The organism is Phaeobacter sp. JH20_29 (assembly GCF_048056175.1).
GTDB classification, from domain to species: domain Bacteria; phylum Pseudomonadota; class Alphaproteobacteria; order Rhodobacterales; family Rhodobacteraceae; genus Phaeobacter; species Phaeobacter bryozoorum.
The window spans coordinates 52,982-76,487 of record NZ_JAYMWO010000009.1 but is presented as its reverse complement, the minus strand read 5'-3'; the positions used below and the strand labels follow the sequence as shown (position 1 = coordinate 76,487).

At 64.1% G+C, this 23,506-nt stretch carries 18 protein-coding genes; 6 read left to right on the top strand and 12 right to left on the bottom strand.

All coding sequences use genetic code 11. The features are described 5' to 3' along the window. Nucleotides 1-78: 78 nt before the first annotated feature. Nucleotides 79-903, top strand: coding sequence for a LysR family transcriptional regulator (locus VWZ85_RS06480; RefSeq protein WP_416587469.1), 825 nt, complete (start codon nt 79-81; stop codon nt 901-903). Between the two features lie 7 nt (nt 904-910). On the opposite strand, the gene rodA is transcribed toward VWZ85_RS06480, so the two are convergent. Genes rodA through VWZ85_RS06455 form a run of 5 tightly spaced genes read right to left on the bottom strand, consistent with a single transcriptional unit; the run spans nt 911 to nt 6,605 of the window. Then, a complete protein-coding gene (rodA, locus tag VWZ85_RS06475) occupies nt 911-2,050 on the bottom strand; it encodes a rod shape-determining protein RodA (RefSeq protein WP_340547315.1) in 1,140 nt (379 codons plus the stop codon). A 45-nt stretch (nt 2,051-2,095) separates the two neighbouring features. Continuing rightward, nucleotides 2,096-4,045, bottom strand: coding sequence for a penicillin-binding protein 2 (gene mrdA, locus VWZ85_RS06470; RefSeq protein ID WP_340547314.1), 1,950 nt, complete (start codon nt 4,043-4,045; stop codon nt 2,096-2,098). Then, on the bottom strand, nt 4,045-4,581 hold the full coding sequence (locus VWZ85_RS06465) for a rod shape-determining protein MreD (protein WP_340547313.1): 537 nt from the start codon (nt 4,579-4,581) through the stop codon (nt 4,045-4,047). Before VWZ85_RS06465 ends, mrdA begins: the two co-directional genes overlap by 1 nt. Further along, on the bottom strand, nt 4,571-5,506 hold the full coding sequence (mreC, locus tag VWZ85_RS06460; protein ID WP_340547312.1) for a rod shape-determining protein MreC: 936 nt from the start codon (nt 5,504-5,506) through the stop codon (nt 4,571-4,573). Before mreC ends, VWZ85_RS06465 begins: the two co-directional genes overlap by 11 nt. A gap of 52 nt (nt 5,507-5,558) precedes the next feature. Beyond that, the gene (locus VWZ85_RS06455) at nt 5,559-6,605 is read right to left on the bottom strand and encodes a rod shape-determining protein (RefSeq protein ID WP_061049901.1); all 1,047 of its coding nucleotides are present in this window, start codon (nt 6,603-6,605) and stop codon (nt 5,559-5,561) included. A gap of 336 nt (nt 6,606-6,941) precedes the next feature. Between VWZ85_RS06455 and VWZ85_RS06450 the strand changes: the two genes are divergently transcribed. Both VWZ85_RS06450 and VWZ85_RS06445 read left to right on the top strand, forming a co-directional pair. Beyond that, entirely contained in the window at nt 6,942-8,012 is a 1,071-nt protein-coding gene (locus VWZ85_RS06450) for an agmatine deiminase family protein (protein WP_416536691.1), read from the top strand. Between the two features lie 72 nt (nt 8,013-8,084). Next, entirely contained in the window at nt 8,085-8,885 is an 801-nt protein-coding gene (locus VWZ85_RS06445; RefSeq protein WP_416587467.1) for a 23S rRNA (adenine(2030)-N(6))-methyltransferase RlmJ, read from the top strand. 88 nt (nt 8,886-8,973) lie between these two features. Here the strand turns inward: VWZ85_RS06445 and VWZ85_RS06440 are convergent, their stop codons facing one another. Together VWZ85_RS06440 and VWZ85_RS06435 are read right to left on the bottom strand one after the other, a co-directional pair. Continuing rightward, nucleotides 8,974-10,545: a 2-isopropylmalate synthase gene (locus VWZ85_RS06440; RefSeq protein ID WP_416587466.1), complete on the bottom strand. Its 1,572-nt coding sequence runs from the start codon at nt 10,543-10,545 to the stop codon at nt 8,974-8,976. A 375-nt stretch (nt 10,546-10,920) separates the two neighbouring features. Continuing rightward, a complete protein-coding gene (locus VWZ85_RS06435; protein WP_416587465.1) occupies nt 10,921-12,408 on the bottom strand; it encodes an MORN repeat-containing protein in 1,488 nt (495 codons plus the stop codon). A gap of 170 nt (nt 12,409-12,578) precedes the next feature. Between VWZ85_RS06435 and VWZ85_RS06430 the strand changes: the two genes are divergently transcribed. Further along, nucleotides 12,579-14,237 (top strand): NAD+ synthase, encoded by a 1,659-nt coding sequence (locus tag VWZ85_RS06430; RefSeq protein WP_416536693.1) that lies wholly within the window; start codon nt 12,579-12,581, stop codon nt 14,235-14,237. A 108-nt stretch (nt 14,238-14,345) separates the two neighbouring features. Here the strand turns inward: VWZ85_RS06430 and VWZ85_RS06425 are convergent, their stop codons facing one another. Continuing rightward, entirely contained in the window at nt 14,346-15,863 is a 1,518-nt protein-coding gene (locus VWZ85_RS06425; protein WP_416587463.1) for a diguanylate cyclase, read from the bottom strand. Between the two features lie 194 nt (nt 15,864-16,057). Between VWZ85_RS06425 and gltX the strand changes: the two genes are divergently transcribed. Continuing rightward, on the top strand, nt 16,058-17,383 hold the full coding sequence (gene gltX, locus VWZ85_RS06420; RefSeq protein ID WP_340547305.1) for a glutamate--tRNA ligase: 1,326 nt from the start codon (nt 16,058-16,060) through the stop codon (nt 17,381-17,383). Between the two features lie 264 nt (nt 17,384-17,647). Here the strand turns inward: gltX and VWZ85_RS06415 are convergent, their stop codons facing one another. Both VWZ85_RS06415 and VWZ85_RS06410 read right to left on the bottom strand, forming a co-directional pair. Then, nucleotides 17,648-18,871: a DUF2254 domain-containing protein gene (locus VWZ85_RS06415; protein WP_416553804.1), complete on the bottom strand. Its 1,224-nt coding sequence runs from the start codon at nt 18,869-18,871 to the stop codon at nt 17,648-17,650. Then, nucleotides 18,868-19,455, bottom strand: coding sequence for a gamma-glutamylcyclotransferase family protein (locus tag VWZ85_RS06410; RefSeq protein WP_416587461.1), 588 nt, complete (start codon nt 19,453-19,455; stop codon nt 18,868-18,870). Before VWZ85_RS06410 ends, VWZ85_RS06415 begins: the two co-directional genes overlap by 4 nt. Before the next feature lie 237 nt (nt 19,456-19,692). Between VWZ85_RS06410 and VWZ85_RS06405 the strand changes: the two genes are divergently transcribed. Beyond that, a complete protein-coding gene (locus tag VWZ85_RS06405; protein ID WP_416537449.1) occupies nt 19,693-20,157 on the top strand; it encodes an RrF2 family transcriptional regulator in 465 nt (154 codons plus the stop codon). Nucleotides 20,158-20,248: 91 nt separating this feature from the next. Here the strand turns inward: VWZ85_RS06405 and VWZ85_RS06400 are convergent, their stop codons facing one another. Further along, entirely contained in the window at nt 20,249-22,768 is a 2,520-nt protein-coding gene (locus tag VWZ85_RS06400) for an ABC transporter permease (RefSeq protein WP_416587458.1), read from the bottom strand. Next, on the bottom strand, nt 22,765-23,481 hold the full coding sequence (locus VWZ85_RS06395) for an ABC transporter ATP-binding protein (RefSeq protein ID WP_340547300.1): 717 nt from the start codon (nt 23,479-23,481) through the stop codon (nt 22,765-22,767). Before VWZ85_RS06395 ends, VWZ85_RS06400 begins: the two co-directional genes overlap by 4 nt. Between the last annotated feature and the right edge of the window lie 25 nt (nt 23,482-23,506).

The following is a 23,506-nucleotide window of genomic DNA, read 5'->3' as shown; positions in this document are numbered from 1 at the left end:
AACTCTGTGCCTAAGGGGATAGGCGGTGAGGCGTGCAAAGGGTAGCTTGTTTTTCTATGTTCAGACATAAGGATATCTATGGACACACGATTTCTCACCAGCCTGATTGCCACGATTGAAGAAGGCTCCCTTGCGGCGGCGGCGCGGCGTGAGGGGATCACCGCCTCGGCCATCTCGCAGCGGATTGCCGCATTGGAGGCTGATGTGGGCGTGGCGCTGCTGTGCCGGGCGGGCCGGGTCATGCAGCCAACGGCGGAGTGTCGTCGGCTGCTGCCACGGATGCGTGACATGCTGCGGGCAGAGGCCGAGCTGCGGGGAGAGCTGCGCGGCGCCGCGCTGACCGGGCGGTTGCGGCTGGGCGCGGTATCGACGGCGATGGGAGATTACGCGGGCGCGATCCTGCGGCATCTGAGAGCCGCCGCGCCGGAGGTTGCGTTGCAGCTGGTGCCCGGCACCTCTGAGGGGCTTTATGCGGCGATGGAACAGGGGCAGGTCGATGCGGCCCTGTTGATCGAACCGCCCTTTCTGCTGCCGAAATCCTATGTGTTCACCGAGATTGCCCGGCAACCCATCGGGCTGCTGCAGGCTGAGAAGGCCGCTGAAGAGCCGCTGCCCTATCTGATCTACAGCCGGGACGCCTGGGGTGGCGCGCGCTGCTGGCAGGCGCTGACGCAGAGGGCCGAGGCGCCGGAGATCCTGGCGGAACTGGATGCGCTGGAACTGATTGCCCAGATGGTGGCAGAGGGCACCGCGCAGGCGGTTGTGCCGCTTTGGGAAGGGGTGGGGCGATATGGCGGGCTGCGGTTCACGCCCTTTGATGATGCGGAACGGCGGCTGGGCGTGCTTCTCCATCAGCGCGATGCGGACAGCGCGCTGACGCGGGTCTTGCTGGCAGCGCTCTAGCCGACGCCTATCGCGGGCGGTGGATATTGGCGCTTTGCACCAGACCAAAGGCGGCCAGCAGCACCAGCATCGCCGACCCCCCGTAGGAGACCATCGGCAGCGGCACGCCGACCACGGGTGCCAGCCCCATCACCATCGACATATTCACCGCAAAGAACAGGAAAAATGTGATGGCGACGCCCAGCGTGACCAAAGAGGAAAACCGGTCCCTGGTGGCAAGCGCCGTGGCAATACAGAACAGGATCACCAGCATGTAGATGAACAGCAGGGTGAACCCGCCGATAAACCCGAATTCTTCGGCCAGGGTGGTGAAGATGAAATCGGTGTGTTTCTCGGGCAGAAAGTTCAGCCGTGACTGGGTGCCCTGCATGAAACCGCGGCCGGACCAGCCGCCGGACCCCAGCGCAATCTTCGACTGGGTGATGTGGTAGCCGGCGCCGAGCGGATCCTGCGAGGGATCGAGAAAGGTGTCGATGCGGCGGAACTGATAGTCTTTCAGCAGCTGCCAGTCGGTGCCCCGGCTTTTGAACACGGCCGCAACAAGACCCACTGCGGCGCCGATGACGGCGGCAAAATAGGCCCAGTGCACACCGGCAAGGAACATCACGCCCCCTCCGGCGGCCATCAGCAGGATGGAGGTGCCAAGATCGGGCTGGCGCAGCACCAGAAAGGTGGGCAGCAGGATCAGGATAACCGGCAGGATCACCCATTGGGGCCGTGAACAGCGCTCCGGCGGCAGCCAGTCGTAATAGGCGGCCAGCAGCATCACCAGCGTGATCTTCATCAGCTCCGATGGCTGTAGCCGCATAAAGCCAATGTCGATCCAGCGCTGCGCCCCCATGCCAACGGTGCCGAAGAATTCCACCGCCACCAGCAAGAGCACCGAGACCAGATAGGCCAGTACCGAGATATTGCGCCAGAACCAGATCGGGATCATGGCCACCACCAGCATCACCGAAAGCCCAAGCAGGAAGCGTTTGACCTGCGGTTCCACCCAGGGGGAGAAACTGCCGCCCGCCACCGAATAGAGCATCAGGAAACCGACGCTGGCGACGCTGGCCAGAAGCAGGGTCAACGGCCAGTTGAGATAGAGGATCTTGCGCAGGCCGGTCGGCACCGATTGCGCGTTATTGGCAAGATAGCTCATGGCTGTCCTCTTGTCGCTGTCTGCCCCTGTTCACGCAGGCCCATCTCAGGCCTGACCACTGTCGCTGTTGCGGCTGGTGCGCTGGATGCGTTCACGTTCCAGACGGTCCTGCTGGGCTTCGATACGGCTGCGGTCCTTCTTGGGGTAGGCCTCAAGCGGCGGCGTGCCATTGTAGAGCGCCTGTAGCAGCACGTCGCGGGCGATCGGCGCCGCCGCCTTGGAGCCGCCACCGCCATGTTCCACCACCACCGCAACGGCGAATTTCGGGTTGTCATGGGGGGCGTAGCTGACAAACAGCGCATGGTCGCGCCGTTCCCAGGGCAGGTCCTCGTTGCGGATCACCCCGGCGGCGCGCTCTGCGGCGGTGATATTGCGGACCTGACTGGTGCCACTCTTGCCCGCCATGCGCATGCCCTCGGCGATGATCCGGGAGCCGTAGCCGGTGCCGCGCCGTTCGTTGCTGACCGAATACATGCCCCGGCGGATCGTGCGCAGATTGTTCTCGTTGACGCCAATCGGCTCTCCGGCACCGCTGGGCTGGTCCACCCCGTCGATGGATTTCAGCAGGCGCGGCGTCACCGAACGCCCGGTGGCCAGACGTGCGGTCATCACCGCCAGCTGCATGGGCGAGGCCAGAAGATAGCCCTGCCCGATAGAGGAGTTCACGGTGTCACCAACCAGCCAGTCCTGACCGTAGGTCTTTGATTTCCATTCCTTGTTGGGGGCGATCCCCTTGGCCACGGCGGACATTGGCAGATCGTGGCGCACGCCAAGGCCAAAGCGTTTTGCCATGGCGGAAATCTTGTCGATGCCGACCTTGATGGCGAGATCGTAGTAATAGACATCGCAGGAGCTTTTGAGCGATGTATTGAGATCGACATGGCCATGGCCTGCGCGTTTCCAGCAGTGGAAGCGGCGGCCCGAGACCTCCAGATGGCCGGGGCACCAGACGGTATCTTCGGTGCCGATCAGGCCTTCTTCCAGCGCGGCAAGGGCGGTGATCATCTTGAAGGTCGATCCGGGCGGATAGGTGCCCTGAACGGATTTATTGGCCAGCGGGCGATAGGGGTCTTCGGTCAGCATCCGGTAGTCGGCCACCGAGATACCCCGCACAAAGAGGTTGGGATCAAAGCTGGGCGAAGAGGCAATGGCGCGCACATCACCGTTTTCGCAGTCGATGACCACGGCGCTGGCGCTCTCGAGGCCAAGCCGCGCCTGGGTGTAGTTTTGCAGATCGGCATCGACGGTCAGCTGCATGTCGGCGCCGGCCTCGCCTTCGCGGCGATCCAGCTCGCGCATGACGCGACCGGTGGCGTTGACCTCGACACGTTTGGCGCCGGCCTTGCCGCGCAGCACATCCTCGCGCTTGGCCTCAAACCCGACCTTGCCGATCTGAAAGCGCGGGATCATCAGCACCGGTTCTGGGTCTTCCATCTTGCTGAGGTCATAATCCGAGACCGGCCCGACGTAGCCGATCACATGGGCAAAATCCTCATGCTGCGGATAGACCCGCGTGAGGCCGACCTCGGGCGTGATGCCGGGCAGGGCGGGGGCGTTGACCGCAACCTTGGAGATGTCGTCCCAGCTGATCTGATCGGCCAGGGTGATTGGCAGGAACGGTGGCGAGCGGCGCATTTCAGCCATGGCGCGTTCGATGTCTTCGGGGTCCAGCGTCAGCAGTCGCGACAGTTTGTCGATGACGTCGCCCACATCGCCGGCATCCTCGGGCACCACGGTGATCCGGTAGGATTGCGCGTTCTGCGCCAGAATTGTGCCGTTGCGGTCGTAGATCTGCCCCCGTGCCGGGGGGATCAGGCGCAGGTTGATGCGGTTTTCCTCGGCCAAGAGGCGGAACTGGTCAGCCTGATCGACCTGCAGGTGACGCATCCGCATCGCCAGACCACCGGCAAAGGCCAGCTGCAACCCGCCCAAGAGCAGGGCGCGACGGCTGAGTTTGCGATGTGAGGCCTCGACATCCTTGACGTTGCGTTTCATCAGCGGCTTCCCAGGGCTTCTGCCTCGGCGGGGGAGAGTTTGCGCACCCCCAGCAGGCTTTGGCTGGCCAGCGCGACCAGCGGATAGATCAGCAATGTTGCCACCATCTGGATCAGAATCAACCCCAGCGACGGCTGCACCACCCCCAGAATTGCCAGGATCAGCCGGTTGAGCAGGGTCACGGCGGTGACGGTCACCGCCACCGTGAACCATTCGCCGAGAAAGGCGGTTTCACGGTGCGGCTGAACCTGTGATTTCAGAAAGCTGGAGGCCAGAACCACCAATAGCGCCATCAGGCCCGGTGGCCGCTGGAACAGCAGATCGGCCAGCAGGAAGGTGAGGGCAATCAGCAGCGTCGGCACATAGTCGGGACGCCGGAGCGACCAGGCCAGGACCAGCGCCAGCATCAGATCCGGCGGCGCCCAGCGAGAGGGCAGCGTATCCAGCGGCAGCAGGTGAAAGAACATGATCACGAGGGCCAGCGCCGGAAAGGCCGCGCGCATGAGCCAGATCCGCGCCGGGGCGTTATTGGCCATCTCCGGCCTCCGCCGCCGCCCCATCGCCCAGCCCCTCGGGCCGGGGTTGCGGAATATTGATGCCCGGTGCCGGAACCACCAGCCCGCCGGGATCCTTGATCACCTCAGATCCGTGATGGCGCAGCACCCGCAGGAATTCCAGCCGCTCGTAATCGGCCGAAAGGCGCACCCGCAGGCGGCCAAAACGGTCCTGCGTGACCTGCCCGATCAGCAGACCTGCCGGGAACACCTTGCCATCGCCCGAGGTGACCACCCGGTCGCCGGGGCGGACCAGATCGGGGTTTTCGAGAAAGTCGATCACCGGCGCCGGGCTGTTGTCGCCAGCCACCAGCGTGCTTTGCCCGGAGGGCTGGATCAGCGCGGGGACGGAGCTGGCAGCATCGGTGAGGAGGATCACCCGCGCGGTATCCTGCCCGGTGCCGGAGATCCGCCCGACAAGGCCGATGCCATCCATCGCTGCCCAGCCGTCGCGCACCCCGTCACGCGCGCCGACGTTCAGGATCACCGACTGGCGAAAGGGCGAGCCGCTGTCGGCCATGACCACACCGGTGACAAAGGTCAGGCGGGGGTCGAGCCGCACATTGTTGAGATCCAGCAGGCGGGCGTTTTCCTGTTCCAGCTGTAGCGCCGCCTCTTTCCAGGCGCTCATCTGGCGCAATTCGCTGCGCAGTTCGCGGTTCTGTTCGGCAAGCCGCTGATAGCTCTGAAAATCGCGCAGCAGGTTGATGGCGCCCTCAACCGGGACCATGGCCCAGTCCATGCTGGGAACAACGGCATCGACGATTTGGGCGCGAAACCGTTCGACCCTTGGGCTGTCGATCCGCCAGATCAGGAAAATCGCCAGCAGGCACAGGCAGATAACCCCGGTCAGCAGGCGGCGCAGCGGGGCGGTATAGTCATCACGCTGGGACCGGTCTTTGGCCAAGGTATTCCTTCCCGGCGCCGGGCGTCGGCCATCCTAGCGATGGCCGGACCGCTCAGCTGTCGTAATCAATGGCATGTGCCAGCTGTTTTTCGTATTCCAGCGCCTTGCCGGTGCCAAGCGCCACGCAGTTCAGGCTTTCATCGGCGATGGAGACCGCCAGACCGGTCTGTTCGCGCAGGGCCAGATCCAGATCGCCCAGCAGCGCGCCGCCGCCGGTCAGCATCACGCCGCGATCCACGATATCCGCCGCCAGATCCGGCGGTGTGGTTTCCAGCGCGGTCATCACCGCTTCGCAGATCTGCTGCACGGGTTCCGCCAGCGCTTCGGCGACCTGGGCCTGCGAAATCTCGATTTCCTTCGGCACGCCGTTCAGCAGGTCGCGGCCGCGGATCTGCATCGACTGGCCGCGGCCGTCGTCGGGCATCCGGGCGGTGCCGATGGAGGTCTTGATGCGTTCGGCCGTGGCCTCGCCCACCAGAAGGTTCTGCTGACGGCGCAGGTAGTTGATGATCGCCTCATCCATCCGGTCGCCACCAACGCGGACCGAGCGCGCATAGACGATGTCGCCCAGCGACAGAACCGCAACCTCGGTGGTGCCGCCGCCGATGTCCACGACCATGTTGCCGGTGGGATCGGTGATCGGCATCCCGGCACCAATGGCGGCGGCGATCGGCTCGGCGATCAGCCCGGCGCGGCGGGCGCCTGCGGAGAGCACCGACTGGCGGATCGCGCGTTTTTCAACCGGGGTGGCGCCATGCGGGACGCAGACGATGATCTTCGGCTTGGAGAAGGTGGAGCGTTTGTGCACCTTGCGGATGAAATGCTTGATCATCTCTTCGGCGGTGTCAAAATCGGCAATCACCCCTTCGCGCATCGGGCGGATCGCCTCGATGGAGCCGGGGGTGCGGCCCAGCATCAGCTTGGCATCCTCGCCAACTGCGAGCACTTTTTTCACGCCGTCCTTCACATGATAGGCGACAACGGAGGGTTCCGACAGGATGACACCGCGACCCTTGACATAGACGAGCGTGTTCGCCGTGCCGAGGTCAATTGCCATATCAGACGTGAACAACCCGCCAAGACTTCCAAAGATCGACATGTATTAGGACCCTGTAAAACTGCCACCTGTCCCGCGACTCTGCTGAGCGCGGGCTTTATGTCTTATAAGCAGCGCCGGGAGGTGGCGAAAGGGCGGATTCCGATCAAAAGGCGCCTTTTCGCCGCCACTGCGGGGTGCCCCATGGGAAAGGCAGACAACCGATCCGATTGGCAGTGTGGGCAGGTGTGGCGCGGATCTGATAAGCGCGCCCCTCAAAACCGCACGCCTCCGGCAACTATCGGAGGCGGTACAGGGCCGCGCGATGTTGCTTCTCTTGTTTGCACAGCGTTGTTAAGCTTGATCCTTACGGATGTTTGGTCGGCGAAGGGAACGGCGATGAAGCGGCGAAATTTCTTACTGGCTGGCGGGGCCTTCGGCATGGCAAATCTGATCACAGGACAAACCGCCGTTGCCGGGTCCGGATTTTTTGTCCCACCGGAGGAAGCGCCGCATCAGCGCACCTTCATGCAATGGCCGGTCAGCAGGAAGGTGCATCCAGATCCTGTGTTCCGCGACATGGCGCAGCAGTCGATTGCAGATATCGCCAATGCGATTGCGGCGTTTGAACCTGTCACAGTGCTCGCGGCGGCAGCGGATCACAGCGGCGCGCGCGCCAAGCTGTCTGCGGATGTTGAGCTGTGGGATATCCCGACCGAGGATCTGTGGTGCCGCGATTCAGGGCCTATCTTTGTGATCGATGGCGCAGGCGGCTTGGCGATCAGCCATATCCAGTTCAACGGCTGGGGCAAAAAGCAGGTCAACCGGCGGGACAGCCAGATCGCAGGACGGGTGGCCGAGCGTTTGGGGCTGCCGCTGTTGCCAACCGGTTTGCATGGCGAGGCAGGCGGCGTGGAGCAGGATGGGCACGGGCTGCTGATGGCACATGAGAGCAGCTGGGTGAACAAAAACCGGAACCCCGGGCTGTCACGCGATCAGATAGAACAACGGCTGCTGGAGGCTTATGGGGCGGATCGCATGATCTGGGCCGAGGGGGTCCGGGGGGAGGATATCACGGATTATCATATCGATAGCCTCGCACGTTTCACCGGGCCGGGGCGTGTTCTTATGAACCTGCCCGATACCCCTGATAGCGCCGATCCGTTCCATATGGCTGCGTTGGACACGCATGACCGGCTGGTTGGGGCGGGGCTGGAGGTTGAGGTTATCCCCGAACCTCATATCCGTCGGATCAAAAGGTTCGATTTTGTCGCCTCTTACGCCAATTATTACGTCTGCAATGGTGCGGTGGTCGCGGCGGAATTCGGGGATGGTGCAACCGATGAGATCGCGCGGAACGCGCTGGCGCGTCACTATCCGGGACGGGAAATAGTCACGCTGAACGTGGACCCGCTGGGCGAATTGGGTGGCGGCATTCACTGTGCAACGCAGCAGATGCCAGCGGTCTGAGCCATCAGATCCAACGCCCTCCGCTGCGGCAAGGGGCTTTTGTCCGGGGCGGTTTGGCGGTAGAGGGCTGGGATGCTGTCATATCAACATATCTATCACGCCGGAAATCTGGCCGATGTTCAGAAACACGCGCTGCTGGCGCGGATGCTGGATTATCTCACGCGGAAGGACAAGCCGCTCAGCTATATCGAGACCCACGCCGGGCGCGGGCTCTATCAGCTGGATGCGGCAGAGGCGGTCAAGACCGGCGAGGCGGCGGCGGGGATCAGCCGCCTGCTGGATCAGGCCCTGCTGGCCGAGGATCACCCGCTGGCCGCTGCCATTGCCGCAACCCGCAGCGCTCATGGGGAGATGGCCTATCCGGGGTCGCCGCTGATTGCAGCGCATCTGCTGCGCGAGGCCGACAGTCTCAATTTTGCCGAGCTGCACCCGCAGGAAAACGCCGCCCTGCGGCAGGCGCTGTGGTCGCATGGGCTGGGGCGGCGGGTCCATGTGCATCAGCAGGACGGGTTTGAACTGGCGCAGTCGCTGGCGCCGCCGACGCCGCGTCGCGGGCTGCTGCTGATTGATCCCAGCTATGAGGTAAAGCGCGACTACGCCCAGATCCCCGGCCATATCGCCAAGCTGCAACGCAAGTGGAACGTCGGCGTCATTGCGCTGTGGTATCCGATCCTGACGGACGGGGCGCATAAGCCGATGCTGAGCGCGCTGGAGGCGCAGGGGCTGGCCGGCGCATTGCGTCATGAGGTGCGGTTTCCCCCGGCGCGGGAGGGGCACCGGATGGTCGGCTCGGGCATGTTCATCGTGAATGCGCCCTATGGCACCGAGGAAGAAGCCGCGCGGCTGACCAAACTGTTCAGCCGTTTGGGCTGAGATGCGGCCAACAGAGGCGGTTGGCCCTGGGCAGAACCAAAAAGGCCACCCTTCGGGTGGCCTTTGCTGTTTCAGATCAACGCATTGATCAGGTGATGTCCTTGTAGGAGATCTCGCGGGTATCGGCGCCTTCACCCATTTTGCTGCGGCGGATGATCAGGCGGTTGAGGGCGCTGATATAGGCGGCGGCAGAGGCGACAACCGTGTCGGTGTTCGCGCTCTCGCCCGTGGCGATCACGCCGTCTTCTTCCAGTCGGACAGACACAGTGGCCTGCGCGTCGGTGCCTTCGGTGACCGCATGGACCTGATAGAGCTGAAGATGGGCCGAGTTCGGGTGGATCTTGCGGATCGCCTTGAAGGCGGCATCGACAGGGCCGTCGCCTTCTGCGGTCTCGGTCACATCCTTGCCGTCGACTTCCATTTCGATGGTGGCCTCGGCGGGACCGCCGGTGCCACAGACGACTTTCATCGACACCAGCTTGAGGTGGTCATCCTCATCGCCGCTGGTGCGCATCAGCGCGATGATGTCGTCGTCAAACACCTCTTTCTTGCGGTCGGCGAGTTCCTTGAACCGGACAAAGAGATCCTTCAGCTGGTTGTCGCCCACCTCAAACCCGAGCTGGCTGAGCTTGTCGCGCAGCGCCGCACGGCCGGAATGTTTGCCAAGCGGCAGCGAGGTGCCGGCAATGCCCACATCCTCGGGCCGCATGATTTCAAAGGTTTCCTTGTTCTTCAGCATACCATCCTGATGGATGCCGCTTTCATGGGCAAAGGCGTTCTTGCCGACGATGGCCTTGTTCGGCTGCACGACAAATCCCGACACGGTGGAGACCCGGCGCGAGATGTGCATGATCTTCTTGGTGTCGATGCCGGTGGTAAAGGGCATGATGTCACCGCGCACCTTGAGCGCCATCACCACCTCTTCCAGCGCGGTGTTGCCCGCGCGTTCGCCCAGACCGTTGATGGTACATTCGATCTGGCGCGCGCCTCCTGCAACGGCAGCCAGCGCGTTGGCGGTCGCCATGCCGAGGTCGTTGTGGCAATGGGTGGCAAAGATCACGTCATCTGCACCGGGCACGGTTTCGATCAGGCGCTTGATCAAATCGGCGCTCTCGACCGGGGCGGTATAGCCGACGGTATCGGGGATGTTGATGGTGGTGGCGCCCGCCTTGATGGCAATTTCGATCACCCGGCAGAGGTAGTCCCATTCGGTGCGGGTGGCATCCATCGGCGACCACTGCACATTGTCCACCAGATTGCGGGCGTGGGTGACCGTCTCGTGGATCTTCTCGGCCATCTCATCCATGGTGAGGTTGGGAATGGCGCGGTGCAGCTGCGAGGTGCCGATAAAGGTGTGGATGCGCGGCTGTGCGGATTTGCGCACGGCTTCGGCGCAGCGGTCGATATCCTTGAAGTTGGCGCGCGCCAGCCCACAGATCACGGCATTCTTGGAACGTTCGGCAATCTCGCTCACCGCTTTGAAGTCGCCTTCGGAGGCGATGGGGAAGCCCGCTTCGATGATGTCGACGCCCATGTCGTCCAGCAGCTCGGCAATCTCGAGCTTTTCATCATGGGTCATGGTTGCGCCGGGGCTCTGCTCGCCATCGCGCAAAGTGGTGTCGAAGATCAAAACGCGATCTTTGTCAGCTGCAGTCGTCATGTCGGTATCTTTCTTGTCTGTCCTAAAATCCAATCCATGTGGCGCGCATGCCTTCCCCTCTGAGCGGGCGCGCCGGATGGCACGCTCAGAGGCGGATTAGGATCAGTAGGGCGCGCAGATCTGCACCGCGCGGGGCGGTGGCAAAGCAAGGGATATCTGCACGCATCATCATGACGCAGAGTTATACAGAGCCAAAGACGAATGGAAAGACAGAAATTGACCGGGCAGGGCAAAGCCTGCGACTGTAACCCGTTGGCCCGGATCAGACATGCTACGCCTTATGGCTGGGCGCGCGCTGTGCGGCGGCTCCGCTACGCCTTTTGGCGGTGGGGCGCGCCAGCCTATCCGGTCGGCCGTGCTGCGGGTCAGCGGTAATCAGTTGCTGGCGTTTGCATCGTCGGTGGCGGTGGCCGGGTCGGCTGTTGTGGCATCATCGCTGTCCTGTGCCGCCGCACCGGTGGTTTTGAGCGCGCCGTTCTCCCAGGTGCCTTCGGCTTGCTGACCGCTGGCATAACGCATCACACCCGGTCCCTGACGTTTGGAATTGAGAAAGCTGCCCTCGTAGACATCGCCATTGGCATAGGTCGCGACGCCCTGGCCGCTGATCTTGCCTTCGGTCCAGTCGCCCTCATAGCTGAAGCCATCTGTCATCACGATCTTGCCGGTGCCGTGGCGCTGGCTGTTGGCAAAGCTGCCGGTATAAACCGAACCGTCGGGGTAGGTAACAACTGCTTCGCCATGGCGCTGCCCCTCTTTCCAGCCGCCGTCATAGCGGTAGCCGTCAGGGTAGGTCATCACGCCCTGGCCGTGGTTCTTGGCGTTCCGGAACTCGCCTGTGTAGACCAGCCCGTTGGGATAGGTTGTGGTGCCGCTGCCCTCGATCACGCCGGCCACCCAGTCGCCTTCGTAGGTGGAGCCGTCAGGATAGGTGATCTTGCCCACGCCATCGGCGAGATCATCGCGGAACTGGCCCTCGTAGACCGAACCGTCGGGATAGGTGACGCGGCCCTTGCCCTCGATCTGACCGGCCAGCCATTCGCCGGTGTAGACATAGCCGTCGGTCTTGGTGAAGGTGCCTTCGCCGTGGCGCAGGTCATCCTCGAAATTGCCGATATAGACATCGCCATTGGCATGGATCTGCTTGCCTTCGCCCTGACGGCGGCCGGCCACCAGCGGGCCTTCGTAGATATCGCCATTGGGCTGAGTCAACACGCCGGTGCCATCCATCTGGTTTGCGGACCAATCGCCCTCGTAAACCAGACCATCGGGCATGATCAGCTTGCCTTTGCCCTCCAGCTGGCCGTCGCGGATGTCGCCCTCATAGGTGGCGCCGTCCGGGTAGGTGATCTTGCCGGTGCCTTCCTTGCGGCCATCGACCCAGTCGCCGTCATATTCGTAGCCGCCGGGATTGCGCATGATGCCTTTGCCATGGTGCTTGGCATCGCGAAAGCCGCCCTCATAGCGCGCGCCATTGGCATAGACCGCAACCCCCTGGCCATTGATTACGCCGTCCGACCACTCGCCATCATAGGTGCCGCCATCGGCAAAGGTGATCTTGCCTGCGCCTTCGGGTTTGCCTTTGACGAACTCGCCCTCGTAGATGGATCCGTTGGGGAAACGCGCAACGCCACGACCGCGGACTTCGCCATCGACCCAGTCGCCGGTATATTCATAGCCGTTGGGCAGCCGGTAGGTGCCGGTGCCATGTTGCAGGCCGCCGCGAAAGGTACCCTCATAGATGCCGCCGATTTCATCCTGCGTGGTCAGCACCTTGCCATCCTGGGCCAGGGCCGGGCGTCCGACCCCGGCAGCGCCAAGCGCCAGGGCGGAGGTCAGAAGAGCGGCGGTGGTGAAACGGGTCATGGAATATCTGCTTGCCATAAGGGGAGCCGGGGTGCGGGCCTGTTGATCGGTTTGACAGGAAACTATGCCACAGCCGCCGCCGTCGCAATGTCTTTTGCCACTGCGGTCTTTCCCTCGCAGCGTGATCTGTTTAATGGCAGAAGGCAGGATTATCGAAGGACGCAAGCAGGATGGCTGATCGTTTTCGCGTGACACTGGCCCAGTTGAACCCCACCGTCGGGGATCTGGCTGGCAATGCAGATAAGGCCCGCGAGGCCTGGGCCGCAGGCCGCGAGGCAGGTGCTGATCTGGTCGCCCTGCCAGAGATGTTCATTACCGGTTACAACACGCAGGATCTGGTGATGAAGCCGGTTTTCCACCGTGCTGCCATTGCCGAGGTTGAGCGGTTGGCCGCCGATTGTGCCGATGGTCCGGCGCTGGCGATCGGCAGCCCCTGGGTCGAGGGCGACAGGTTGTACAACGCCTATCTGATCCTGAAGGGCGGCAAGATCACCACGCAGGTGCTGAAACATCACCTGCCAAATGCCACCGTCTTTGACGAGGTGCGGATCTTTGATGCGGGCCCGCTGGGCGGTCCTTATGCGGTTGGCGATACCCGGATCGGCAGCCCGATCTGCGAGGATAGCTGGTATGAGGATGTGGCCGAAACCCTGGCCGAAACCGGCGCGGAGTTTCTGCTGATCCCCAATGGATCGCCCTATTATCGCAACAAGATGGATGTGCGGCTCAACCATATTGTGGCCCGCTCGATCGAGACCGATCTGCCGGTGATCTACCTCAATATGGTGGGCGGCCAGGATGATCAGGTTTTTGATGGTGGTTCGTTTGTGCTGAATCCGGGCGGGGCGCTGGCCTTGCAGATGCCGGTCCTGCGCGAAGATATCTGCCATCTGGATCTGGAGCGGACCGCCGAGGGCTGGCGCGCCGTGGATGGCCCCAAGGCGGTGCTGCCGGATGAGTGGGAGCAGGATTACCACGTCATGACGCTTTCGCTGCGGGATTACATGCGCAAGACCGGCTTCAAGAAGGTGCTGCTGGGGCTCTCCGGTGGCGTCGATTCCGCCATTGTCGCCACGATCGCGGTCGATGCGCTGGGGGCTGAGAATGTGCGCTGCGTGATGCTGCCGTCCGAATATACCTCGCAGGCCTCGCTTGACGATGCCGAAGCGGTGGCAAAGGCGCTGGGCGTGCGCTACGACTACGTCCCGATTGCCGAGGGGCGCGCCGCGATCACCAACACGCTGGCGCCGCTCTTTGCCGGGATGGAGGAGGGGCTGACCGAGGAGAACATCCAGTCGCGCCTGCGCGGGCTTCTCCTGATGGCGATGTCCAACAAATTTGGCGAGATGCTGCTGACCACCGGCAATAAATCCGAGGTCGCCGTGGGCTATGCCACGATTTACGGCGATATGGCGGGGGGCTACAACCCGATCAAGGATCTCTACAAGACCCGCGTGTTCGAGACCTGCCGCTGGCGCAATGCCAATCACCGCGACTGGATGATGGGGCCGGAAGGGGAGGTCATCCGCCCCTCGGTCATCGACAAGCCACCGAGCGCCGAGCTGCGCGACGATCAGAAGGACAGCGACAGCCTGCCGGATTACCCTGAACTGGACGCGCTGCTGGAGATCCTGGTGGATAGGGACGGTTCGATTGCTGATTGCGTTGCGGCCGGGTTCTCGCGGGAGACGGCAAAACGCGTGGAACACCTGATTTATATCAGCGAATACAAACGCTTTCAGTCAGCCCCCGGTGCGCGGCTCACACCGCGCGCGTTCTGGCTGGATCGTCGGTATCCGATCGTGAACCGCTGGCGCGACCCCAGTTGACCGACCAGTAAGGCGCTGGGATCCACCCGTTGGTGTCAGCGATATCGGGCTGGTCCCTGCGGCCAAAGGTGCGGCCAAGGCGGGAGCATCGCATACGTTCGGTCGGGGTCAGCTGCCGGAGAAGGGGCCGTTGGCGGGATCGGCTTCCTGGCAATCCACGACGCAGTTGCGGCCTGCATCCTTTGCCGCGTAAAGCGCGCGGTCAGCGGCGTGCATCAGATCCTGCGGCAGCAGGCCATCCTCGGGGAAGCTGGCAACGCCGATGGAGATGGTGACACGCGGCAGCGTGCCGGAGCCATAGCGCAGCGTGATTTCCTCAATCGCGACACGCAGCGCTTCGCCGACCTCCATCGTCTGTTCCTTGTCGGTATCCGGCAGGAAGACGGCAAATTCCTCGCCGCCCATCCGGCAGCAGATCTCGCCATTGCGGAACAGATCCTTCAGCGTGTCGCCAATGGCGCGCAGCACCATGTCGCCCGCATCGTGGCCATGGGTGTCGTTGAAGGTCTTGAACCGGTCCGCATCAAAGCTGAGCACTCCCAGCTGGCTGGCGCGCCGGTCGGCCAGCGCCACCGCATTGCGCAGCTCGCCGAGGAAATAGCGCCGATTGTAGACACCGGTCAGCGGATCGCGGGTGGACTGGTCGTGCAATTCGTCGCGCAGGCGGACATTGGCCACCGCCAGCGAGATATGTTCGCCGCAGCGCAGGGCAAGGCGATGCAGCGCCACCTTGCGCTTGGGGTCGGTTTCCGGTGCAAATTTCACATGCAGCAGACCGACGGTATTGCCATGGGCGACCACCGGAAAACAGACGTAATCGCCATGCTCATCGGTGGCAGGCTGCTCCTCGACATGGGCGCAGGGAAAGGCGATCTTATCCACAGAATAAAGATACTGCCGCCCGCGCCGCAGCGCCCAGCAGGCATCGGCAAAGATGTGGTCATGGACCTCCGCCCCGCCCCAGTGGCATTTGCCATCCAGAACGTCCCGCGAGTTGGAGTAGATGTAGAGCTCGCCCTGGGATTGCGGAAACAGCTTCGCCATGAAGGCGCTGACAATGCGGAACAGCTCCTCCTGGGATTTGCAGGAATGCAGCCAGACGTCGAGCTGCGACAGCAGCTTGGCCTCTTCGCGCCAGGACTGTTCCGCCGCAAGCGTCTTCAGCGCGGTCAGCTCCGCCTCCTCGGCGGCCTGGCGCGCGAGTGTCAGGTCCCGCGCACTGCGCTCGATCTGGGTCACATCGGTGTAGCAGGAAACAAAGCCGCCGGTGGACAGCCTGCGGGTGTCGATCTGAAGGCGCCGTCCCGACGGCATCCTGCGGGTCGCCGAAAACCGCTCCTTGTCAGAGCTGAAATCCTGTTCGGCCTGTCTGGCGCTGTCTTCGGTCACATGGCCCAGCCTGACGGCGGTGGCAAAAAACGCCTCGCGCGAATAGCCCGGAAAGATGTCGCCATTCTGCAACTCCAGCAGGGTAAGCAGCCGTTCGTTGAAGACCTGGCAATGCCCGTCCTCGGTCCAGACCATCACGCCCTGATCCAGCTTGTTCAACACATCCATGAGCCGCGCATGGGAGGGTTCAGGCAAACTCTCCGCCTGCAACATGTCGCTCGGGATCACTTTGTTCACGGGAGACCCCATTCTTCGTACCAATAATCGTCAGTGCTGCGACAGGCTGACACAGGAAGTCTGAACGAAATCTAAGCCGCCCCCTGAAAAACGCGGACAGTTTGAGACGACTTGGGATCAACCGTCGGCGACTGCGCCGCAACTGGACAAAACGTCGCCTATGTGACATGGGGCAGGGCAACAGGAGACTTGTGATGACAACCACCCGATTTGCCCCGTCGCCGACCGGCTATATCCACGTTGGCAATCTGCGCACCGCGCTGATGAACTATCTGATCGCCCGCAAGGCCGGCGGCAGCTTCATCCTGCGCATCGACGACACCGACCCGGAGCGGTCGAAGGAAGAGTACGTCGATGCCATCAAGCAGGATCTGGAATGGCTGGGCCTGACCTGGGACCGTGTTGAACGCCAGTCCGAACGTCTTGACCGCTATGTCGCCGCTGCCGACAAGCTGCGCGAGATCGGCCGGTTCTACGAGGCGTTTGAAACGCCGGTTGAACTGGACCTGAAGCGCAAGAAGCAGCTGAACATGGGCAAGCCGCCGGTCTATGATCGCGCTGCGCTGAACCTGTCGGAGGACGACAAGGCCAAGCTGCGCGCCGAGCGCGGCGATGGTGTCTGGCGCTTCAAGCTGGATCAGGAGCGGATCGAGTGGACCGATGGTATCCTGGGCGATATCTCCATCGATGCCGCTTCGGTCTCCGACCCGGTCTTGATCCGTGGCGACGGCCAGTTCCTCTATACGCTGGCCTCGGTAGTGGACGACACGGAAATGGGCGTGACCCATGTTGTGCGCGGCTCTGACCATGTCACCAACACCGCCACCCAGATCCAGATCATCGAGGCGCTCGGCGGCACTGTCCCCTCCTTTGCGCATCACTCGCTCTTGACCGGCCCGCAGGGTGAGGCGCTGTCCAAACGCCTCGGCACGCTGGCCCTGCGCGATCTGCGTGAAGCGGGCGTGCAGCCGATGGCGCTGCTGAGCCTGATGGCGCGCCTTGGCTCCTCCGACCCGGTTGAGCTGCGCGCGGAACTGGCAGAGCTGATCGAGGGTTTCGACATCAACCGTTTTGGTGCCGCGCCGACCAAGTTCGATGTGCAGGATCTCTATCCGCTGACCGCCCGGTATTTGCAGTCCCTGCCGCTGGAGGCCGTGCAGTCCCATGTGGACGCGCTGGGGGTTCCGGCAGAGAAACAGGCCGCATTCTGGGATATGGCCAAGGAGAACATCACCACGCTGAAGGATCTGGCGGGCTGGTGGGACCTCTGCCGCGACGGCGCCGAGCCGCTTGTTGCTGATGAGGACAAGGACTTCATCGCCGAGGCGATGGCGCTGCTGCCCGAAGGCCCTTACGACAGCGAGAGCTGGGGCACATGGACCGCTGCTGTGAAAGAGGCGACGGGCCGCAAGGGCAAGGGCCTGTTCATGCCGCTGCGCAAAGCCGTGACCGGCATGGAGCGCGGCCCCGACATGTCCGCCCTGCTGGCGCTGATGGAAACGGTCCGCGCCCGCGGCTGAGCTTTGACGACTGTCTGATGCAAAGGCGGCACCATAGGGGGCCGCCTTTGTGCTGTCCTGTGCTATCCGGGGTGCTCCCGCCCACATCGGTGGCATCACAGAAGCCACCTCTGCGGTTGGGCCGGGCGCCGCGCGCCCGCGCGGCGCCGCAGACCGCCTGTAGGCGGTCTGCCATGCCCAACTGCGCTCAGGGCAAGGCAGATCTGCCCTGTTGCGCGGGCGGGAGCCGCCTTGGCCGCCGCCCTTTGGGCCCGCCTCCGGGTGTCACTTCGGCTCTCCCTCCTGGTCTCCCTCTTGGTCATCTCCCTTCCGCTTGCCATCGCGCAGGTCGGCGGCGGCCTCGGCCATGGCCGGGTTGGGATGATGCGCCAGCGCCGAGAGCGCCTTGTCCATCCAGTCGATCACCGCAGGGTCGTCGCCGCCGGCGCGGGCGATAGGCGGAAAGGCGCAGGACAGCAGGTGCCGGGCCGAGACCGCAGGCATCATCACCCGGTCAAAGGACACGTCGCGCGCGTCAGGCTCGGCCTCATCCGGGGTATTCTCCCACAGCAGCCGTTCCAGCCGTCCCATGACCTCCAGCGCGGTGCCGGGATCATTGACGCCGGGCGACAGGGCGCGCTGTGCGGTTTCCGCCAGCAGCGTCAGGCCAAAGGAGGGATCCTGATCGAAACTGCGCACATCACCGATTTCGATGCAGCGGCTGGCCGCCTCGCAGAGCGTCTCCTCGCCGGTCTCGGCATAGGCCACCGGCCGCCCGCGCAGCACGAATTCGCCGGGGGTGCGGTGGATGGCGATCCTGGTCTCGGCCTCTTCGGCCAGCGTCTGCAACCCTGCGACATCGACAAACCGCACAAAGCCCGAGGCCTGCGCCGGGATGGCCCGGCCCTGCTGCTGAAATCTGGTGTCATCCTCGGCGCAGGCGGCGCCCAGGCAGGGCGCTTCGGCCCGCTGGCGCAGGCTGGTGCGGCTGCGCTCTTCGATCAGGCGCAGCGTGTGATCCATGCTGCCAAGTCCCGACAGATGGTCAATCCAGCGCAAAATCGCCACGACGATCAGCGCCACCACTCCGACGGTGATGGCAAAGATCACGATGGCGGCATCCTCGCTGTAGAACCCGGCGCGGAACAGGATCACCGCGCTCAGACTGAAGACAAACCCGCCGACAAAGGTGGCCAATACGCTCTGGGTGATCGTATCCTCCAGCAGCAGTCGATAGACCCGTGGCGTCGCCGTGGCAGCGGCCGTACGATAGGCCGAGACCATGACATTGAGCGAAAATGTGGTGACCGCCAGCATCCCGGAGGCAAGGATGGTCAGCACCGGCAGCGCCGCCTCGCGGCCAAAGCGTTCGCCTAGGTCTTCGGGTATGAAGGGCGTGAGCCAGGGGGCGATGGCCAGCGCCAGCAGCGAACAGGCCGAGAGCAGCACAACCCGGAACCACAGTTGCCGGGTGATCCGCCGGACATAGAGCAGGGTGCGGGAAATCACTGATCTGCCCCGATAACGGTCGCGCCAAGCGCCAGCAGATGCTGATCGACCAGATCCAGCTCTTCAGCAGTCAGCCTCTGCGCTCTGGGATATCGCGGGGCGCTGCGGTCGTTCAGGATCGGCGCGTCCCAGCCATCGGTTGTGCGCACGAAGGCGGCGACACCATTGGCGCCGAAGACGTCCAGATAGCCCTGAATGACCACGTCGAGATAGCTGAGCAGGATCGGATGGCGCAGGCTGGCCGCGCGCTGGCTGTGGCCGGGCACCGCATAGACCGCGATATCGGTCTCCGGGGTCAGATCATGTTGAACCGCGCCGCCGGCAGGCAGCCGCTCATAGGCAAATTCGCGGTCATCAAGCGCCGCCCAGTCGGCGCCCGGCACCTCGGCGATCAGCCCGTCGATGGTGGTTCTGTCACAGGGCACGGCGCTGAGAAAGGCAACCGGGCGCAGATCGGTATGCACCCAGGCCCGGCGCCAGCCGCTGAGTCGCGCGGGGCGGGCCTGACCGTAGCCATGGGTGCGCGTGTTCACCAGGCTGCCGTAGCCAAAGAAATAGGGGGCTGGGGAAACGGGGGCGGGCATTCAGATCTCCTGACTGGCGATGTCTGTCTCAGCGGCGCTGACCGCCACAGGCAGGCGGGGGCTGTTGCCCACCGTTTGCCCTGCGTCGGCGCTGCCTGCGGGCGGCGCAGCGGGACCCGGCAGGGGTAGGGTCAGGGGCAGGGGCAGGCGAAAGCGCGTGCGGCTTTGATACATGTCAAAGTGGCCTTTGTGCGGCCATGTCATGATCTTGCGACAAGGCACCTCGGAGGGGCGATCATGCGGATCACGAAACGGACAAATATTGCAGTGCGGCTGTTGATGTATTGTGCAGCCCATGCGGACCGCCTGGTTACCAAATCCGAAATTGCCGCGCGCTGCAATATCTCGGAGAACCATTTGGCGCAGGTGATCAACCAGTTGGCGCAGCTGGGCTATCTGCATACGCAGCGCGGGCGTAACGGGGGCATGTCGCTGGGCAGGCCCGCGGCGGAAATCGGCATTGGCGATGTCTTTCGCGCGGTCGAGGGCACGGTGCCGATGGTTGAGTGTTTTGCCGATGCCGACAATACCTGCCCGCTGGTTTCGGCCTGTCGGCTGCGGATTGCCCTTGCCGATGCGGCGCAGGCCTTCTACCGGTCGCTGGACGGGATCACCCTGGAGGCGCTGGTCTGCGACAATGATGCGCTGTTTGCCCTGTTCCAATCGCCGGTTTCGACCGGCTGCGCGCGCTACGCCAGCTGAGATGCTCTGGCGCCCGCCCGCCGTGGCTGACGTCGTGGCTGGTGTTGTGGCTGCGGCCCCGCAAGCGCGGCCCCAGAGGCCGCGGTGTGGCCTAGTCGCGGGCCCGCAGGATCCGGGCCGGGCGCACCTGAAGGGGCCGCCAGGCAAAGGCCAGCCCGGCCAGCAGCGTGGTCAGGATGCCGCCGCTGATGATCGCCAGCGCATTGCTCCAGATCACCTGATAATCGCTTTCGAACACATAGGTGTTGATGGCCCAGGCCCCGGTCATTCCGGCCGTCAGCGCGACCAGGCCGGCCCCGGCGCCCAGAAACACCGATCTGAGCGCAAAGCTGATCAGGATCTGCCGTCGCGGCGCGCCCAGCGTCTTGAGGACAGCCGCCTCGTAGCGGCGGGCAGGTTCGCCGGCGGCGGCGGTGCCAATCAGCACCATGAAACCGGTCAGCAGCGTTGCCGCGGCACCATAGGCGGTGGCAGATGCGAGCTGTCGCAACAGGTCCGACACCCGGTCCAGCGCATCGCGGACCCGGATCGCGGTGATGTTCGGCATCGCCTTGGCGAGATCGCGCAGGATCTGGGCTTCGGCCTCCTGTTCGGCATAGACCGTGGCGATATAGCTGTGCGGGGCCCCTGCAAGCGCGCTTTCGTTCAGCACCATGACAAAGCCCATGCCCGCCGTGGAAAAATCGACCTCGCGCAGGCTGGTGATGGTGGCGGTAATGTCGCGGCCCAGCACGTTGAGCGTCAGCGTGTCGCCAAGGTTGAGACCCAGCTCCTCGGCCTCTTCGCGGGCAAAGCTGACCTGCGGCGCGCCGGTGTACTCTTCGGGCCACCACGCGCCCGCGACGATCTGGGTGGTGTCTGGCTGTTTGGCGGCATAGGTGATGCCGCGATCGCCCCGGACGACCCAGTGATCGCCTGCCACCTCGGTTGCGGGCTGGCCGTTGATGGTGGTGAGGATGCCGCGCAGCATCGGTGCGCTCTGCACGCGCTCAACCGCCGGGTCCTGCTCCACGCGGGCGAGGAAATCCGGCATCTGATCGCGCTGGATATCAACGAAGAAATAGGAGGGCGCCACATCGGGCAGGTTGCCTTCGATGGCGCGGCGCATATTGCCGTCGACCTGACCAATCGCGGCCAGAACGGTCAGCCCCAGCCCCAGGGCCAGCACGGTCGGCACGGCGCCATCGCGGGAGGTGCCAATCGCCGAAAGCGCCCATCGAAGCGCCGGATATCCACGGGTCAGCGGCGCGGCGCGGCGGGCGATCCAGCCCAGCACCAGCGCGGCCAGCAGCAGCACCGCCAGCGCGCCGATCAGCCCCGCAGCGGTCCAAAGCGTCAGCTCAATCGCGCCGCTGAACAGCGCGGCAGAACCAATCAGCGCCGCCACCGAGACAGCCGTGGCGACGATATAGCGGGGGGCAGGCCAGCGGCTGCGGCTGTCCAGCGCGTCACGAAACAGCGCCGCAGCGCGGATCCGCTCGGCGCGGGCCAGCGGCCAGAGCGCAAAGACAAAGGCCGTCAGCAGCCCGTAAAGCGCCGCTTCGCTCAACGCCGGGACCGAGATGCCAAAGACCGCAGGAAACGGCAGCTGCGCCGCAATCAGCGGCCCCAGCAGCACCGGGGCCAGCCCGCCGATCACGAGGCCAATCGCAACACCAAGCAGCGCCAGCGCCCCGATTTGCAGAAAATAGGTCAGAAAGATCGTCCGGCGGTCCGCGCCCAGCGTGCGCAGGGTGGCGATGGTCGCGGTCTTGCCCGCCAGATAGGCGCGCACGGCGGCTGAGACGCCGATGCCGCCCACAGCCAGCCCGGAGAGGCCAACCAGCACCAGAAACCCGGCCAGCCGCTCGACAAAGGTGGCGATGCCCGGTGCGCCGTTACGGGCGTCGGTCCAGCGCATACCGCTGTTGTCCAGCTCGGCTTCGGCGCGGGATTTCAGCTGCTCCAGATCGGTGCCTTCGGGCAGGGTCAGCCGGTATTTGCTGGAAAACAGCGTGCCGGGCTGCAACAGGCCGGATCGGGCCAGGTCAGCGCTGCGCACGATGGTGCGTGGCCCCAGCGTGAAGCCCGCGCTGGCGGCATCCGGTTCATTCTCCAGCAGTGCGGTCAGAACAAAGCCTTGGGTGCCAAGGGCAAAGCGGTCACCAACAGAGAGGCCCAGCCGATCCGCAAGCACCCGCTGCATCACGCCACCGGGCAGGTCCCCGGCACCATCCAGCGCCTGTGGCAGCGGCAGATCCGGCGAGAGCCGCACCGTGCCAACCAGTGGATAGGCGCTGTCTACCGCCTTCACCTGCGTCAGGGCGCGTTCCTCACCGACAGCTGCCATCGACCGGAAGTCGATCACCTCGGAGCGGCGCAGGGCAGTGGCCTGCATCCAGGCCTGTTCCTCTGGGCTGGCGCGCCGATAGGTAAAGCCCAGTTCGGCATCCCCGCCCAGCAAGACCGCGCCTTCCTCGCTCAGCCCGGTTTCAATCGCCGAGCGCAGCGAGCCGATCCCGGCAATCACCGCCACCCCCAGCGCCAGACAGATCAGGAAAACGCGAAACCCATGCAGCCCGCCGCGCAGCTCCCGCATGGCAAAGCGTGTCGCCAGCGACAAGGTGTTCATTCAGCGGCCTCGCGCGCGGCGGCAAGGTCGAGACGGCCATCGCGCAGCCGGATCACCCGGTCACAGCGCGCCGCCAGTTCCGGCGCATGGGTGACCATGATCAGCGTCGCGCCATAGCGGTCGCGCAGGTCAAACAGCAGGTCCATGATCGCATCGCCGTTGGTGGCGTCCAGATTGCCCGTCGGCTCATCCGCCAGCAGGATCCGCGGGCGGGTCACCAGGGCGCGTGCCAGTGCCACACGCTGTTGTTCCCCACCTGACATCTGCGCCGGGAAGTGACCGGCACGATGGCCGAGCCCCACGGCCTCCAGTTCGGCCTGCGCGCGGTCAAAGGCATCCCTGTGCCCGGCCAGTTCCAGCGGGGTGGCGACATTTTCGAGCGCCGTCATGGTGGGGATCAGGTGAAAGCTCTGGAACACGACACCCATATTGTCGCGGCGAAACCGCGCCAGCGCATCCTCATCCATCGCGGTCAGGTCCTGCCCCAGCGCCGAGACGGTGCCGCCGGTTGCCTGTTCCAGTCCGCCCATCACCATCAGCAGCGAGGATTTGCCCGACCCGGAGGGACCAATCAGGCCCAGCGTCTCGCCGCTTTCGACCGCAAGCGAGATGTCATGCAGGATTTCGACAGGTCCGGTATTGCCAACCAGCGACAAAGACGCATGCTGGAGGTTCAGGATAGGGTCGGACTGGGGGATCGTGCTGGACTGCATGTGACGTCGCGCCTGTTTTGGGATC